Genomic DNA, 16358 nt, shown 5'->3' with positions numbered 1-16358 from the left:
CGTTAAATGGCTGTTCGTAAGTAGATAATTATACTTCAAATGAAAATAAAAGCATCTGTCCTTTTGACTATATTGAGCTTACCATTTGTGTTGGGTGCCTGCAACAAAAGCACACCTCCCTCCACTTCGGCCAACGCGCCTGCTACGGAAGTGCTGACCGCCGAAACGACGCCGGCCGCCAAACCGCAAGTAGCCACAGCCGATAAAGCAGCGGAGAAGATTCAGTGGTTAACGATGGAGCAAGCGGCCGAGCGCATCAAAACTGAACCACGCAAAGTGTTTATTGATGTGTATACCGACTGGTGCGGCTGGTGTAAAAAGATGGATAAGGACACCTTCACCGATCCGAAGGTGGCAGCCCTCATCAACAAGCATTTTTATGCCGTAAAACTCGATGCCGAAGGCAAGGAACCTATTACCCTCAACGGCTATACCTATACATTCAAACCGGAGTATAAATCGCACGAGCTGGCAGTGGCCCTGCTGCAGGGACAAATGAGCTACCCCACCACCGTATACCTCGACGAGCAGTTCAACATGATCACCCCGGTTCCCGGTTACCTCGACGCCAAAAACTTCGCCCAGGTGCTAAGCTACTTCGGCGAAAACCACTACAAAACCCAATCCTGGAAGGAATACTCGGAGTAATTACAAATTATGAATTACTAATCGCCCCTCGTAGGGTAACCCCCCCCCGCCCCTCCCAAGAGGGGAGTTTTTAAGTACGATTAAGCTATATAACTGCTCGCGATTCATACTTCAGCCAAAAGCTAAAAGGAAACTCCCCTCCTTAGACAAGGAGGGGCTGGGGGTGGTTGGATACGATACCGCAGAACTCTCTCCCCTGTTTTAGGGGAAGGCTGGGGAGGGGTAAAACGCGCCGCTTCAAACAGACAAGCCAGCAGCCACTAAATTTTTCGTAATTTTGCACACGCAACATTTATACTTGTTTTGATTCACTCCACGCGCACCAACGATACCATTGTAGCTGTGGCCACTGCCTCCGGCATGGGTGCCATCGCCGTCATCCGTCTATCTGGACAGGAAGCTATATCCATCAGCAAATCTGTGTTTAAAGGCAAAGACCTGGCAAAGCAAGCCAGCCATACCATCCACTTCGGCACCATTCGCGACGGGGAGAAGGTGCTGGACGAAGTGCTGGTGTCGCTGTTTGTGGCGCCTTACTCCTACACCAAGGAAAACGTGGTGGAAATCTCCTGCCACGGCTCTGATTATATTGTGCAGCAGATTGTGCAACTGCTCCTGAAGCGCGGAGCGCGCCTCGCCAATGCTGGGGAGTTTACGAAGCGTGCTTTCCTGAACGGGCAATTCGATCTGGCGCAGGCCGAGGCCGTAGCTGATCTTATCTCGTCTGACTCAGCCCTTTCTCATGAGGTGGCGATGAAGCAGATGCGCGGCGGGTTTTCACAGGAGATCAAGCGCCTGAGGGCCGAGTTAGTGCATTTCGCCTCGATGATAGAACTGGAGTTGGACTTTGGGGAAGAAGACGTGGAGTTTGCTGACCGCGACCAGTTGCGTACGCTGATCAGCAATATTCAGGCAATTATCCGGGAACTGCTGAAGTCATTTGAGTTGGGCAACGTGATCAAGAATGGCGTGCCGACTGTGATTGTAGGCAACCCGAATGCGGGAAAGTCGACCCTGCTGAACAAGCTGCTGAATGAGGAGAAAGCTATTGTATCGGATGTGCCGGGTACCACGCGCGATTTTATTGAGGATGAGATCAGCATCAGCGGCATCACCTTCCGTTTTATTGATACCGCTGGTCTGCGCGAAACCACAGACAAAGTAGAGGCCATGGGCGTGGAGCGCACCATGCAGAAGCTGAGCCAGTCGTCGCTGATCATTTACCTGTTTGATATGATGGAAGTGACAGCAGAAGAGGTGCAGGCCGAACTGGACAGGCTGAACCCGAAGAAGCTGCCTATCGTTGCCGTTGCAAACAAGATCGACCAGGCATCGGAAGAGAAGCTGGCTGCCTTTGCAAGTATAGACGGCCTCGTGACCATCTCTGCGGCCGAAGGTGCCAATCTCGACGAGCTGAAGCAGGCGCTGGTAGAGAAAGTGAACCTCGGCAAGCTCAACACCCAAAGCCAGACCATTGTCACCAACCTGCGCCACGTCGATAGCCTGAACAAAACCTACGCTGCGCTCGACGACGTGCTCCAGGGCCTTGCCCTCGGCATCAGCAACGACCTGGTAGCTGCCGACATCCGCCGTGCGCTTTATTCATTAGGTGAGATTACCGGTGAGATCACCACAGACGATCTGCTGGAGAACATTTTCACAAAGTTCTGCATCGGCAAATAAAACTAGGGGAAGGTGCTGTGGACATGATTAGTGCGGCTTCTCTAATTCCCTTTTCACTGATAATTTCCTTAGTATAGGGTTGTTGTTCAAAATAAAGCCCGCTACTCCCTTACAAAGGAAACAAAGAAAAAGCCGCTCCCCTTTAATAAAAGCACAGGGGAGCGGCTTTGACAATTTATAAACGTACCTTTTCTACCAAAGCTGGTGCACCGAGGGTTTGATATACTTTTCATATACCTGACGCACCCCCTGCATCTGTTCCTCTGAAAGTGCAGGTAGTCCGGAAGCCTTTATATTAGCATCAACCTGCTCCGGCTTAGAGGCACCTGGAATAACGGTACTTACTTCCGGGAACATCAGCACCCACCGTAGCGCCCATGCCGCCAAAGGCTCCTGTCCCGGAAACAGCTGCTTCAGTTTCCCTACCGCTTCCAGGCCTAAATCAAAATCTACTCCGGAGAAAGTCTCTCCCTTATCAAAGGCTTCGCCGTTGCGGTTAAAGTGGCGGTGATCGTCTACGCCAAACTGTGTGCCTTTGCTCATTTTGCCTGTGAGCAAGCCGCTGGCCAGTGGCACACGCACAATAATGCCGCAGTTGTTTTCTTTCGCAGCGGCAAAAAACTTCTCACTTGGCTTCAGGCGGAACATATTGTAAATGATCTGCACCGTCGTCACGTTGGGGTACTGCATGGCCAGCAGCGCTTCGTCCACCATCTCCACACTTACACCTAGATGACGTATTTTCCCCTGCTCCTTCAGCCGCTCGAAGGTTCCAAAAATTTCTGGTCTTTTGTAAACTTCCGTCGGCGGACAATGCAGTTGAATCAGGTCCAGCGTTTCAAGTTTCATATTCTTGAGGCTGGCTTCTACATAGCTGATGAGCTTTTCGGGTGTATAGCCCTCATTGGTGTGCGGCTGAATTTGCCTTCCGCACTTGGTGGCGATGTAAACTTCTTCGCTTCTACTTTTCACCGCCTTCGCTACAGCTGCCTCACTTTCCCTGTCGCTGTAAACATCAGCGGTATCAATAAAATTGACACCCTGGTCTATGGCTTTGTTGATGATGCGCGCAGCGTTCGCCTCGTTGAAAGGTTCTCCCCAGCGGCCTCCTACCTGCCAGGTACCTAATGAAACTTCTGATATGTTGAATCCTGTTTTTCCTAGTTTTCTGTAGTTCATATTACTTTGAATAGAGTCAATGCTAAAATAAATAAAAGCCTAATAAGCTGTTTACCTAAAATCAGGTGCGTTGGTTGAAGGGTTCTGTTTTGGCCCGTTTGTGCACGATAGAATTTGCAGCCATTCGTATTCTCAGGCTTTTATTCAATATGTGAAGAAGAAGAAAATTGGGAAGGGCAGTTTCACTTTTTCGCTTTCAAGCCAGACGCTCGCAGGAGCTGCGTACGCTGCGAGGTCTTACCGATACCGCCTGATCTTAAGACCTCGCGGTGTCCGAAGGTCCCGGGAACGTTTGGTGCTAACAACAGTAGCTTGTTCCAGTAATTTTCAAGTGCATTCCTATTCTTACATAATGGCTCCTTCGCTAGTACAAGCAGTATAACTAAAACATAGAGCCCCTCCGAAAATGGAGAGGCTTTATTTATTTACTACATGTGTAAATCAACTTAACTACAGCTCCGCGGCGTTAAAAGTATCCCCCTGCGACACATCGCCGGTCTCGAAGCCTTTTCTGAACCAGCGGACTCTTTGGGCTGAGGTGCCGTGTGTGAAGGAGTCGGGCACCACCCTTCCCGTGGATTGCTTTTGAAGGCGGTCATCGCCGATGGCACTGGCTGCATTCAGAGCTTCTTCCAGGTCGCCGGTCTCCATAAACCCTTTCGTTTTTTGCGTATGGTGCGCCCAGACACCAGCGTAGAAATCAGCCTGCAGCTCTACCCGTACCATCAGCTTGTTAAATTCCACTTCGGATAGTTGGCCCCGCATGGCATTTACCTGCTCCAGAGTACCCGTAAGCTTCTGTATGTGGTGCCCCACCTCATGGCCCACCACATAAGCCTGCGCAAAGTCCCCTCCAGCACCAAGCTTGCGCTCCATCTCGCTAAAAAAGGAAAGATCGATGTACAGTTTTTCATCGCCGGGGCAGTAAAAAGGACCTGAGGCAGAAGAAGCTGTTCCGCAGGCTGAGTTGACCTGCCCCGAAAACAGCACCAGGGTCGGTTCTCTGTACCCGTCTATCATCCTGTTCCAGACGTCTTCGGTATCAGCAAGCACCACTTTCGTCTGTTCGGCCAACTCCTGCTCTACCGGGCCTGGCTGGTACTCAGTTGACTGGGCATACTGCGGTTCCCCTCCCACAAACTGCTGCAGGAGCGTCAGGGGGCTCGTTCCTGTTATAATGAACAGCAGCGCCAGCACTGCCAGTACTACGAGCCCCACTTTCGAGAAGAGGAACCGGAACAAAGGGATGAGCAGCATCGGGCTGATGCCTCTGCCACCTCCAAAACCGCCTGCTGATTGCCCTCTACGGTCTTCTACATTGCTGCTTTTTCTTCTGCCTCGCCATTTCATATAGTGATGTTTTAATGAAGTGCTTGCTCCTGCACTTGCTGGTTTTTCACTGTTTCACTGTGATGCATTCCTACATCCGAACAGTATAACGGCAGGCGGCTTCAGTTGGATGTGCAGGATTTAGCCCCAAAGGCCGGTACCGGTGTGCAGCTGTGTTAGCTATGCCTTCTTTTGCTTGCTTCCGATGAGTTTCTGGAGTATTATTAAAAGAGATAGCACCTGAATTTATTGTTGAAGCTGTCGGTCAGGAAGCACTGAAGAAGTTCGGATACGTTAAAGTTGCTGGCAGCGCTGTTTTAATTGTTGGAGCCGGTTACTTAAAACTACTTTTGCATGCTGCACCGTGTGTTATTACAGGCTAACTTCAAGCATTCAACTGAAATGAGGACAGCTGTACGCAAAGTTTCGGACTGATAAATAAAGCTTCTAATGTGAAGCTGTCGCAGAAATATTAAACCTTTCACTTCCAAAAAACTTATCTCTTATAACATCAAACCTACTATACGTATGGAAAAGACCTACTATAACCCAGCTGATCTCTCAAAATTTGGAAATATATCCGAACTGCAGCCAGAAATGGGCCGCAAATTCTTCGATTATTACGGAGAGGTGTTCAAGGAGGGCGCCCTGACAGCACGGGAGAAGGCGCTTATCGCGCTGGCTGTGTCGCATGCGGTACAGTGCCCCTATTGTATTGATGCCTACAGCACCGACTGCCTGGAGAAAGGTGCCGACGAGAACCAGATGATGGAAGCCGTGCACGTAGCCGCCGCTATTAAAGGGGGGGCTGCGCTGGTGCATGGGGTGCAGATGATGAATAAGATAAAAGAGCTCACGATGTAGCCTATGGGATCTACGGTAAAATCACTTAAAGGGCAGCAGCATGAACTGGCCAATTCCTCATTTCAATTAACAGTACTACAGGCGCCAACGCAGCACGGAACACAGTTTCCGGCTTTTGCCAGACGCCTGCAGGAACACGATCTTTTCCCGTTAAAACCCACCGGAACCACCATTCTGCAGGTGAACATGGGCAAGATGTGCAACCAAACCTGCAAGCACTGCCACGTGGATGCTGGCCCTGACCGTAAGGAGATCATGACACGCGATACCATGCAACTGTGCCTGGATGCCCTGCAGCACTCCCCTGACATCACAACCGTGGATCTGACAGGTGGCGCTCCCGAAATGAACCCTGACTTCCGGTGGTTTGTGGAGGAACTCTCCAGGCTGGGCCGGCAGGTGATCGTGCGCTGCAACCTCACCATTATACTTGCCAACAAAAAATACCACGACCTGCCCGCTTTCTTCAGGCAGCATGGGGTACACGTGGTATCCTCGCTTCCTTATTTCCAGGCGTCCCGCACCGATGCCCAACGGGGTGATGGGGTGTTCGAGAAGTCCATCAAGGCGCTGCAGCTGCTCAATGCCGAAGGCTACGGGCTGGAAGGAAGCCATCTGCAACTGGACCTGGTGTACAACCCATCGGGTGCTTTCCTGCCAAGCGCTCAGGCTTCGCTGGAGGCCGAGTTTAAGCGCAGGCTGCGCAGCGGCTACAATATTTCATTTCACAACCTGTTCTGCATTACTAACCTGCCCATCAGCCGCTTTCTGGATTACCTTGTGCAAAGCGGCAACTACGACGCCTACATGGAGAAACTGGTGAATGCCTTTAACCCGGTGGCTGCAGCGGGCGTGATGTGCCGCAACACGGTCTCCGTGGGGTGGGATGGTTCCCTCTACGACTGCGATTTCAACCAGATGCTGGAACTGGAAGTCGCCCTGGGGTCGCCACGGCACATCCGCGATTTTGACGCCGCCGCTTTGGATGCACGCTCTATTGTGCTGAACCAGCATTGTTACGGTTGCACTGCCGGAGCCGGGTCGAGCTGCGGGGGCGAAACGGTGAAGTAACCGGAACGCGCGTTACGGATTTAATAAAGGTTCTGATATGGTTATACTTTTATTCCTGGCAGCTTGCTTTCTGGCGTTCAGCAATGGCACCAACGACAACTTCAAAGGAGAGGCCATGCTTTTTGGGAGCGGCACCGTAACAGGAAAAGCCAACTACAAAACATTCTCGGGCATACTGCTTTCCTGGCTACTGACGCTGCACGTGGCTGTGGTCTGCGCCGGCCTTAGCTACTGGCTTTTGACAACTTATTTTCTGCAATAATTTACTGTACCCATTATTTCAACTAACCCAACTATAGATGAGCGACTATTTAGAGGCGGCAAAACTTGTGTACGAAGATGCGGCCAATACGCCACAAAAGGGACTATGCTGCACCACAACACCGGTATGGCAACTGCCAGACCTGACTGTTCCCTCCAAAATGCTGGAGATGAACTACGGCTGCGGCTCAACTGTAAACCCGCGCGACCTGAGCCATGCTCCCACCGTGCTTTATGTGGGCGTTGGCGGCGGAATGGAGCTGCTGCAGTTCTCCTACTTTACCCGCCGGCCAGGTGCCGTGATCGGCGTAGACCCGGTGGACCGAATGCTCGAAGTCTGTGACGAGAACCTGCAGCTTGCCGCCGGGAAGAACAGTTGGTTTGACCGGGACTTTGTGGAATTGCGCTATGGCGATGCCCTGCAACTGCCCGTGGAAGACGAATCGGTGGATGTGGCCGCCCAGAACTGCCTGTTCAATATTTTCAAGAAAGAAGAACTGGAAGTGGCTCTTAGGGAAATGTACCGGGTGCTGAAGCCGCACGGCAGGCTCGTGCTTTCTGACCCAACGAGTGAGGATGCCATGCCTGAAAGCCTGCGCAACGACGACCGCCTCCGCGCGCTCTGCCTTAGCGGCGCCATGCCGCTGCAGGAGTACCTCGACGTGCTGACGGGCATTGGCTTTGGTACCGTGGAGGTACGGGCAAGACGCCCCTACCGCGTATTGGCTCCCGGCCAGTACGACACCGAACAGACCATCTTTATCGAAAGCGTGGAGATCTGCGCCATCAAAGACCCTATGCCGGCTGATGGCCCTTGTGTTTTTACAGGCAAGCATGCCATTTACTTTGGCGGGGAGAGCTTCTTTGACGACGGAAAAGGACATACCCTGCTGCACAACCAGCCACTGGCTGTGTGCGACAAAACAGCAAAGGCACTGGAAAACCTGGGCCGCCAGGACATCTTCATCACCGGATCTACCTGGTTTTACGACGGAGGGGGATGTTGTTAAAACACCTGCTTTGATAGATTTTGAAACTTGATAAGACTCCCAGAGAAAGCTCTGCTGCTGGATGGGTGTAGTTTCAGCTGAATAAATCAAGTGAAGGCATCTTAGTAGCGAGAAGATAATTTTGGAGGAAACTTAGCAGCAACAAAAAAGCCACCTGCTACCATGTCGTGACAGATGGCTTTTTGATGCCTCTTGATTTTGATGGTTATACTTTGTGGTACAACAAGCATCACGTTTGAAGAAGCAGTAGGCGTTCACCACTTAAAAGCGACCAGGCTTTAGTAGGGTCTGTACTTCCCAATCACTTCTACTTTTTAAAGATCTTGCGCCCCAGCACCAAAATCCTATCTATGATAAAACCTAAGATCAGGCCGCCAATCCCGCAGGCCACTGCTTTCGTAAACCAGGCAAGAGCAGGGATGTTGGCAAGGGCATGTTCCAGGTTATCCAGGGCGTGGCTGGTAAACGGAATACCGTGCGCTATGATCTCTGCGCCTACCCACAGCATAGCTGCCGTTCCGACAAAGCCCAGGATCTTCAGGAAATGGGGCATAAAGGTGACAATGCCACGGCCGACACTGCGAACCTGCGCGCTGTTGTTCTCTTTGGCCATGTGCACACCTAAATCATCCGCTTTCACGATTAAACCAACAAAGCCGTAAACAGCCACGGTTATAAGTATGGCCACAGCCAGCAACACTGCAATTTGAGTAACCAGAGGGCTGTCAGCCACTGTGGCGTACGTAATGGCCACAATTTCAGCGGAAAGAATTAAATCGGTACGCACAGCTCCTTTCACCCGTTCCTTTTCCAGTTCTTCGGGTGTGATGACTTCCAAACCAGCGGCTACGTTCTGGACAGTTTCTGAAACATGTGAACTGAACATGGAGTGCACTTTCTCATACCCTTCGTAACACAGATACGCACCTCCCAGCATCAGAATAGGTACGATCGCCCATGGCGCAAAAAAACCAAGTATAAGTGCCGCCGGGCTTAAAAGTAAAATTTTGTTGATGAGCGACTTCTTTGCTATCTGAAAAATAATGGAAAGCTCCCGCGAAGGGTCCAGGCCCACCACGTACTTTGGTGTCACCGCCGTATCATCTATCACGATCCCGGAAACTTTGCCCGTTGTTTTTGCAACCTGAGTAGGCACATCATCTAGGGTTGCTGCACTAACTTTTACAAGGGCAGAAATATCATCTAAAAGAGCAAGAAGTCCGGTAGCCATTATATAGTTGAAGTTTTAGAATTAATAGGTTTATACTTATCAGTGCAGCAAATCAATTTCCTGCAACGTGATGCTTAACGCTTTCGCAAATTTATACTTGTGGCTTCTATAGATACAGGTAGTAGAAAGAGTAAGTTGTACCTGTTGTAGGAAGCCAGGTAACAGCTGACTTTATACTTTCTGCTGCTTCAGCAATGCGATATTACACAAAATTTCCAGTAGATGAATAGCGCTTTTTGAAATAGGGCATACTATTGATATGCTAGCTCGTTCCACCTTGTATTCCCTTCTTATTCAGAAGTACGTGTCTGCACCACCACCTTGCCTACTGTTTTGCCACGTTGGAAAAGCCGTATGGCTTCAGGCATGGCCTCGAAAGGGAAAACCTGCCCCACATGCTGCGGCCTAAGCTGCAGTGCCTGTAGCTCGCCGAGCAACTGGTGCATCATATCCGTCTGTTCGTATAGGTAGATCAGGTTAAAGCCCATCAAAGACTTGTTCTCGGTGGGCAGGCGCAGCGGATCAATTTTAGGACGCCGGAGGAACTGCCAGAGGAGCCGCGGGTAGTTTGGCCTTGCCCCGTGGCTGGCAAAACTGGCATTGCCATATACCACCATCCGGCCCATCGGTGCCAGGGCTTTCCACCCTTGCGCCAGCACCCTGCCACCAATGCATTCCATGATCAGGTGAAGCGGCCGATCTGCCAGTGCCGCTTGCAGCTTATCAGCAAATCCGCTGTCGCGGAGAATTACCGCGTCGTACGCCTCTTCCTGGTGCAGAAACGCTACTTTTTCCGGTCTGCCAACGGTGCCGATGGTATAGGCATTATACTTTTTGCAGATACGGTTGGCCAGCAGCCCGACGCCTCCTGCCGCACTGTGGATCAGCACCGTCATGCCTTGCTGCAAATTGCCTAAGGTGGTGAGGGCATAATAGGCGGTGAGCCCCTGTACCAGGAACCCGGCCCCTTCCTCAAAGCTCCAGCGGTCCGGCAGCGGAATAACGTAGCGGTGGTTGATGTTGAGGTGCGATACATAGCCTCCGAACTTCGTGACGCCCATCACCCTGTCGCCCACCTTCACTTCTGCCACCGCATCTCCTACGGCGATTATAACTCCTGAAAATTCAAGGCCTGGTATAAAGGCGCCTTTTGGAGTGGCGCTGTACAACCCCTGCATAGCAAAGATATCTGCAAAGTTCAGTCCGATAGCCTGCACCTGCACGCATACTTCATCAGGTCCGGGCGCCTCAAGATCCTCTCGTTCTTGTGTCAGATCATTAATGGAGCCGGCTTTGGGCATGCGGAACACCTGGCGTTCAATCATATAAATATTGGGTTGAATCATTTATTTATACTTACCTAGCGGTGGCGTCTATTGGTGTATGTAGCAAGGCTGCTTAGGCAAATGTATACCTTAAGATACTTTGCCTGTTTAGTCATCTGGTTCCTTAAAGCTAGTGAAGGCAGAGACTTCCCGTTCATTTCAGGTCATGCATCTAAAGATCCGCGCCAGTTAACTTGTACAAGTATAAAACCGATCTTTCTGCTTGTACTACTTCTTTAACAATGAGGCAGCCTCCTTGTCCAGAAACCAATGTACGTTTCCCTTTATCAGTTGTGCCGGGTAAGTATGGGTGTCCTTCTCCCCTTCCAGCACCTGCTGCACAGCAGTGGCTTTGGAAGCACCGTACACCAGAAAGGCAATGGCTTTTGCTTTGTTTATCAGCGGGGCCGTGAGGGTGATGCGGTACACTTGTTTTTGCTCCAGGTATACTTCCTTTACACCTGCCGCCTGCTCCTCCAGCACAGAAGTACCGGGAAAAAGCGAGGCGGTGTGCGCATCATCTCCCAAGCCTAACAGCACCAGGTCAAAAACTGCATCGGCACTGCTGAACTGCGCCTGTATACGTTCCGCGTAGTCTTGGGCGGCCTGCGCCGGTGGCAAGGTGGTGTTCACCTGGAATATTTGATTTTCTGGAATCTGCAGCGGCTCGAACAAGGCTTTGCGTACCATCAGTGCATTGCTATCCGGACTATCGGCTGGCAAAAGCCGCTCATCGCCGAAGAAAAAGTTTACCTTGTCCCACGCTACCTGACTGCTGAGCTCAGCAGAGGCCAGCAATTCATAGAGCTTTTTCGGCGAGTTGCCCCCCGATAAGGCTACATTAAAATCACCATGCGCTGCGATGGCTTCGTTAGCTTTTGTAACAAAGAAAGAAGCCAACTCCCGTAGTAATGCTGTGGGTTCCTCAACTACATGTACCATACTTGTGACTCTATTTCTTGTTGTTAACCGGAAGCGTAAACCAATGGAAACCGTCGCGGGCAATCAGCGCCTCGGCTACTTCAGGCCCCCAGGAATCTGCGGAATAATTCGGAAAGCTTAGGCTGCGTTTCGACTCCCAGGCGTGCAGGATGGGCATAAGTAAATCCCACGCAGCCTCCACCTGGTCGGCCCGCATAAAGAGTGTTTGGTCACCGTCCATTGTATCGAGCAGCAGCGTTTCGTAGGCCTCCGGTGCTTCCACCGTGTAAGTGCCTTTGTAATCAAACACCATATCTACCGTGTTCAGCACCATCTCCAGCCCCGGCCGTTTTGCCTGCAACTGCATCCGGATGCTCATCTCTGGTTGAATGCTGATGATGAGTCGGTTCTGCTGCCAGGTCTCCGTAGTTTCGGGCGGAAAAATAAAGTGAGGCACATCCTTAAACTGGATGGTGATGGTGGAAGCCGTCTGGTGCAGGCGCTTGCCGGTGCGCACGTAAAACGGAATACCCTGCCAGCGCCAGTTGTCTATAAAGAATTTTACCGCGGCAAAGGTTTCGGTATTTGACTCCGGGTCCACCCCGGTTTCATCCCGGTAGCCGGGCACTTCCTTTCCCTCTATCCAGCCCTGCCCGTACTGCCCGCGCACAGTGTTCATGCGTACTTCCTCTGCCGAAAAACGGCGCATGGCATGCAGTACATCCACTTTCCGGTTGCGGATTTCTTCGGCCCCAAAGTTGGTTGGGGTTTCCATGGCCACCAGGCAAAGCAACTGCAGCAGGTGGTTCTGTACCATATCGCGCAAGGCACCAGAGCCTTCGTAATACCCGCCGCGGTCGCCTACCCCCAGGCGCTCAGTCACGGATATCTGCACGTGCTCAATGTAATTGCGGTTCCAGAGCGGCTCAAACATAGAGTTGGCAAAGCGGAAAGCCATGATGTTCTGCACCGTCTCTTTGCCGAGGTAGTGGTCGATGCGGTAAATCTGCTTCTCCTCGAACAGCTCCCCAAGCAAGGCATTCAGCTCCCTCGCCGACTCCAGATCATGCCCGAAAGGTTTTTCGATGACGATGCGGGAATTGTCAGAGTTTTCGGCCAGTTGGTGCTGCGCAATGTTCCTGGCAATAACGGGGAAAAAGTTCGGCGCAACCGCCAGGTAGTAAATCACCTGCGCTTCCTGGGCCCACTCCGCTTGAAGCTGCTCAATGTTTTTCTTCAGCTCCGCATAGCTGCTTTCCTTCAGCAGGTCGGCAATCTGGTAATGGATGTGCCCGCAAAACTGCTCCCAATCCTTTTTGTCTGTCTTTCCCCTGCGCGAAAACTCGTTTATTCCTTCGTACAGACTTTTTCTGAATTCCTCGTCAGACAGTTTGGTGCGGCCCGTGCCAATAACGGCAAAATCCGCCGGCAGTGACTTCTCCAGGAACAGGTTATAAATAGCCGGAGCAAGCTTACGGCTGTTCAAATCGCCGGTGCCGCCGAAGATGACAAATATGGTTGGTTGCGCCTTTTGCTTTGTTTTAGTTGAATGCATCTTTCTTTATGGGAATACGGCTGAAGGAGCAGATAAAGTAGCTCAGCCTTGAGTAGAAGTATGAGTGAACAAGTATATATAGCGCACAGGTACTGCCGGTGCGCTATGTATACTTTAATCCAGGGCGTCTGGCAGCCAGTCGGTGTGCACAAAGATCCCCTCCTTGCCGATTACCTCGTAGGTGTGGGCCCCAAAGAAATCGCGCTGCGCCTGAATGAGGTTTGAAGGCATGGTGCCGTTGCGGAAGTTGTCGAAATAGCCCAGCGTGGTGGCGAAAGCAGGCGTGGCAACACCAGACAAAGCAGCCGTCGCCACCACCGCCCGCATGCCGGGAGCAGTCTCATTCATCAGCGCTAATACCTGAGGGTCGAGCAGCAAGTGCGCCAACTTGGGGTTTTGCTGGTACGCCGTGTAAATATCCTCCAGAAAGGCAGCGCGAATAATACACCCGCCCCGCCAAATCTTCGCAATCTGGTCCAGTTGCAGCTCATAGCCATAATCGACAGAGGCTTTGGCCAGCAGGTGCATGCCTTGGGCGTAGGTGGCAATCATGCTGAAGTAAAAGGCCTGCTCCAGCTGCGTCAGCAGTTCCTCGCGGTTGCCCGTTTTAATTGCGTTAGGGTGATCGGCTGCATACCGTTCATCCGCCTCCACCCGCACTTTTTTATACTTGGAGAGGTCGCGCATGGCCACGGCTATGTCTATGGTCGGCACGGGTATTTCCAGTTCCATGGCCACCTGTGCGGTCCATTTGCCGGTGCCTTTCGAGCGGGCAATATCAAGCAGATCATCGATGTGGAAATGCTCTGTGCCGGGGGCTTTGTAAGTGAATATATCCCGCGTTATCTCCAGCAAGTAGGATTGCAGTCGCCCATTGTTCCAGCGCGCAAACACCTGGTGTATCTCTTCATTTTTGAGCTGCAGGCCTTTGCGCATGATTTCGTAGGATTCGGCAATCAACTGCATCATGCCATACTCAATGCCGTTGTGCACCATCTTCACAAAATGGCCGGCCGCTCCCGGTCCGATGTAGGTTACACAGGGCTCTCCATTCACTTTAGCCGCCACCGCTTCCAGTATAGGTTTCATAACCTGGTATGCCTCCGTGTCACCGCCAGGCATCATGCTCGGGCCTCTTCGCGCACCTTCCTCCCCACCGGAAATACCCATCCCGAAGAAGTGCAACCCCTCTTCTTTCAGGGCGGCATCTCGACGTGTGGTATCCGAGAAGTGTGAATTACCTCCGTCTATCAGAATATCTCCCTTCTCGAGCAAGGGCAGAATTTCGGCGATCACATTGTCCACAATCGGGCCTGCCGGCACCAGCATCATAATGGCGCGGGGCGTTTTGAGGCTGGAAACGAATTCAGGAAGCGAGGCAAAGGCCTGAACGGGGAAAGCCTCACCTTCCCGCGCCAGAAAATCTACCTGCTCTGCATTTCTGTCGTAGCCCGCCACGGGAAAGCCGCTGTCTGCTATGTTGAGCAATAAACTGCGGCCCATGGTGCCAAGGCCAATCATGCCGAAAACGTTACCTGTGTTGCTGCTTTGTTCGGGGTTCATCTTATACTTTTTTGGTACGATGGAAAGATACAAGTATGGCTACAGCAGAAGCTGTCTCCATACTTCGGGAATATAAAGGGGCGCGGTACTTAACGCCATCACGAATTGTTGGAGGCGAGCGCTTTCTTCTTTTGCTCCGCGATGGCATCCAGCAGTTTCCCATACGGCTGGTTAAACTTCTCAATTCCTTCTTCTTCCAATCGCTGCGTTATATCCTCCAGATCGATGCCAGCTTCCTTTAACTGCTCCAGGGTACGCGTGGCTTTGTCCAGATCATTTTCAAGGGTGTTCGATGCCTGGCCATGATCCCGGAACGCCTCCAGCGTGTCCATCGGAATAGTGTTTACCGTGTTTGGCCCGATCAGCGCCTCCACATACTTGGTGTCGGAGAAATCAGGGTTCTTGCTGCTGGTACTGGCCCACAGCAGGCGCTGTGGCCTGGCTCCCTTGGCTTCCAGCTTTTTAAAGCGCTCGCTGCTGAATACACGCTTGTAGATCTCGTAGGCTTTTTTTGCCGAGGCAATCGCCACTTCGCCGTAAAGCTCGTTCAAGCCATTCTCCTTCAGCACCGGATCCACCATCACATCAATGCGACTCAGGAAAAAGCTGGCAACAGAGGCAATGTGGTCTATGGGTTGATTTTTCTCGAGGCGATCCTCCAGGCCCGAAATATAAGCGTTGGCCACTGTTTCGTAGCGGTCGAGGCTGAAAAGTAAGGTAACATTGATGTTGATGCCTTCGCTGATGCAGGTCCGGATGGCGGGCAGGCCTTCTGCCGTGCCGGGTATCTTAATCATAACATTTTCGCGGTCCACCGCCTCCCACAGTTCGCGCGCCTGCCGGATGGTTCCTTCGGTATCACGGGCAAGGTAGGGCGATACTTCGAGACTGATGTAGCCGTCCGCTCCCTTTACCTCCTCTTCATACACCGGCTTAAAAAGATCTGCCGCACGTTTAATGTCCCGCACCGCCAGTTTATAGAACAGATCCTCGTTGCTCAGATCCTGCTGGCTTAGTTCCTTTATGTCGGCATCGTAATCAGAGCTGCTGCTGATGGCTTTTTCGAAAATGGCCGGGTTGGAAGTTACGCCCCGCACGCCGTCCTCATCTATCAGCTTTTGCAGTTCACCGGTATCCATAATCTTGCGGTCGATAAAATCGAGCCAGATGCTCTGGTCAAAATCGTGGATGCGCTTTACATTGTTCTTTTCCATAGTTTATCCTTTATACTTGTCTTCTAGGTGTTTTACTTTGTTTAGCCTTCGCTCATGGCGCTCTTCGCCGGTAAACTTCGCTTCTAAATAGGTAAAGATCAGTTCTTCAGCCACGCTGTTTCCGACCACGCGGCCACCGAGGCACAGCATGTTCATGTCGTCATCCTCTACCCCCTGGTGTGCCGAGAAATGATCGTGCACCAGCGCAGCCCGCAAACCGGGCACTTTATTCGCGGCGATGGATGCCCCCACGCCGCTTCCGCAGATGGCTATTCCCCGATCAACCCGCTTTCCGGCAACTGCTTCTGCCAGCGGTATCACATAATCTGGATAGTCATCTTTATCGTCAAGACTTCTGGCGCCATAGTCTGTCACCTCGTGCCCTGCTTCCTCAAGTAAGGGACGTACTGCTTCCTTTAATGCGTACCCGCCGTGATCTGCTGCAATGCCTATTTTCATTTTTAATTCTTTGTGCTCTTATACTTGCCTGTTCCCGTTTCACCT

At 51.7% G+C, this 16358-nt stretch carries 15 protein-coding genes; 6 read left to right on the top strand and 9 right to left on the bottom strand.

From position 1 onward, the window contains the following. The first annotated feature begins 72 nt into the window (after positions 1 to 72). On the top strand, positions 73 to 648 hold the full coding sequence (locus A0W33_RS18000) for a thioredoxin family protein (protein WP_244888608.1): 576 nt from the start codon (positions 73 to 75) through the stop codon (positions 646 to 648). Between the two features lie 303 nt (positions 649 to 951). Then, complete coding sequence (mnmE, locus tag A0W33_RS17995) at positions 952 to 2331, top strand: tRNA uridine-5-carboxymethylaminomethyl(34) synthesis GTPase MnmE (protein WP_071890933.1); 1380 nt, start codon at positions 952 to 954, stop codon at positions 2329 to 2331. 192 nt (positions 2332 to 2523) lie between these two features. Here the strand turns inward: mnmE and A0W33_RS17990 are convergent, their stop codons facing one another. Together A0W33_RS17990 and ypfJ are read right to left on the bottom strand one after the other, a co-directional pair. Continuing rightward, positions 2524 to 3510: an aldo/keto reductase gene (locus tag A0W33_RS17990; RefSeq protein WP_068839484.1), complete on the bottom strand. Its 987-nt coding sequence runs from the start codon at positions 3508 to 3510 to the stop codon at positions 2524 to 2526. Between the two features lie 450 nt (positions 3511 to 3960). Beyond that, on the bottom strand, positions 3961 to 4860 hold the full coding sequence (gene ypfJ, locus A0W33_RS17985) for a KPN_02809 family neutral zinc metallopeptidase (protein ID WP_068839483.1): 900 nt from the start codon (positions 4858 to 4860) through the stop codon (positions 3961 to 3963). Positions 4861 to 5367: 507 nt separating this feature from the next. Here ypfJ and A0W33_RS17980 point away from each other — a divergent pair. From A0W33_RS17980 to arsM, 4 genes are read left to right on the top strand one after another with little or no spacing between them, the layout of a single operon-like run. Beyond that, positions 5368 to 5703, top strand: coding sequence for an arsenosugar biosynthesis-associated peroxidase-like protein (locus tag A0W33_RS17980; protein WP_025604788.1), 336 nt, complete (start codon positions 5368 to 5370; stop codon positions 5701 to 5703). 3 nt (positions 5704 to 5706) lie between these two features. Next, positions 5707 to 6774, top strand: a complete 1068-nt coding sequence (arsS, locus tag A0W33_RS17975) for an arsenosugar biosynthesis radical SAM (seleno)protein ArsS (RefSeq protein WP_068839482.1) — start codon at positions 5707 to 5709, stop codon at positions 6772 to 6774. 37 nt (positions 6775 to 6811) lie between these two features. Further along, on the top strand, positions 6812 to 7036 hold the full coding sequence (locus A0W33_RS21165; protein ID WP_068839481.1) for a hypothetical protein: 225 nt from the start codon (positions 6812 to 6814) through the stop codon (positions 7034 to 7036). Between the two features lie 37 nt (positions 7037 to 7073). Continuing rightward, complete coding sequence (arsM, locus tag A0W33_RS17965; RefSeq protein ID WP_172798137.1) at positions 7074 to 8045, top strand: arsenosugar biosynthesis arsenite methyltransferase ArsM; 972 nt, start codon at positions 7074 to 7076, stop codon at positions 8043 to 8045. A gap of 307 nt (positions 8046 to 8352) precedes the next feature. Here arsM and A0W33_RS17960 read toward each other — a convergent pair whose 3' ends face one another. The 7 genes from A0W33_RS17960 to A0W33_RS17930 all read right to left on the bottom strand — a co-directional run bounded on the left by A0W33_RS17960 (position 8353) and on the right by A0W33_RS17930 (position 16313). Beyond that, positions 8353 to 9276 (bottom strand): DUF808 domain-containing protein, encoded by a 924-nt coding sequence (locus A0W33_RS17960; RefSeq protein ID WP_068839480.1) that lies wholly within the window; start codon positions 9274 to 9276, stop codon positions 8353 to 8355. A 290-nt stretch (positions 9277 to 9566) separates the two neighbouring features. Beyond that, entirely contained in the window at positions 9567 to 10601 is a 1035-nt protein-coding gene (locus A0W33_RS17955; RefSeq protein WP_082815297.1) for a synaptic vesicle VAT-1 family membrane protein, read from the bottom strand. Between the two features lie 228 nt (positions 10602 to 10829). Further along, entirely contained in the window at positions 10830 to 11543 is a 714-nt protein-coding gene (gene pgl, locus A0W33_RS17950) for a 6-phosphogluconolactonase (RefSeq protein ID WP_068839478.1), read from the bottom strand. Between the two features lie 10 nt (positions 11544 to 11553). Then, on the bottom strand, positions 11554 to 13077 hold the full coding sequence (gene zwf / locus A0W33_RS17945; RefSeq protein ID WP_068839477.1) for a glucose-6-phosphate dehydrogenase: 1524 nt from the start codon (positions 13075 to 13077) through the stop codon (positions 11554 to 11556). A 114-nt stretch (positions 13078 to 13191) separates the two neighbouring features. Then, a complete protein-coding gene (gene gndA / locus A0W33_RS17940; protein WP_068840220.1) occupies positions 13192 to 14640 on the bottom strand; it encodes an NADP-dependent phosphogluconate dehydrogenase in 1449 nt (482 codons plus the stop codon). 98 nt (positions 14641 to 14738) lie between these two features. Beyond that, entirely contained in the window at positions 14739 to 15854 is a 1116-nt protein-coding gene (gene tal, locus A0W33_RS17935) for a transaldolase (protein WP_068839476.1), read from the bottom strand. Positions 15855 to 15857: 3 nt separating this feature from the next. Then, positions 15858 to 16313, bottom strand: a complete 456-nt coding sequence (locus tag A0W33_RS17930) for an RpiB/LacA/LacB family sugar-phosphate isomerase (RefSeq protein ID WP_068839475.1) — start codon at positions 16311 to 16313, stop codon at positions 15858 to 15860. Positions 16314 to 16358: the final 45 nt, after the last annotated feature.

The organism is Pontibacter akesuensis (genome assembly GCF_001611675.1).
Taxonomy (GTDB): domain Bacteria; phylum Bacteroidota; class Bacteroidia; order Cytophagales; family Hymenobacteraceae; genus Pontibacter; species Pontibacter akesuensis.
Note: the sequence above shows the minus strand (reverse complement) of the source record. Positions and strands in the feature narration are given on the sequence as shown.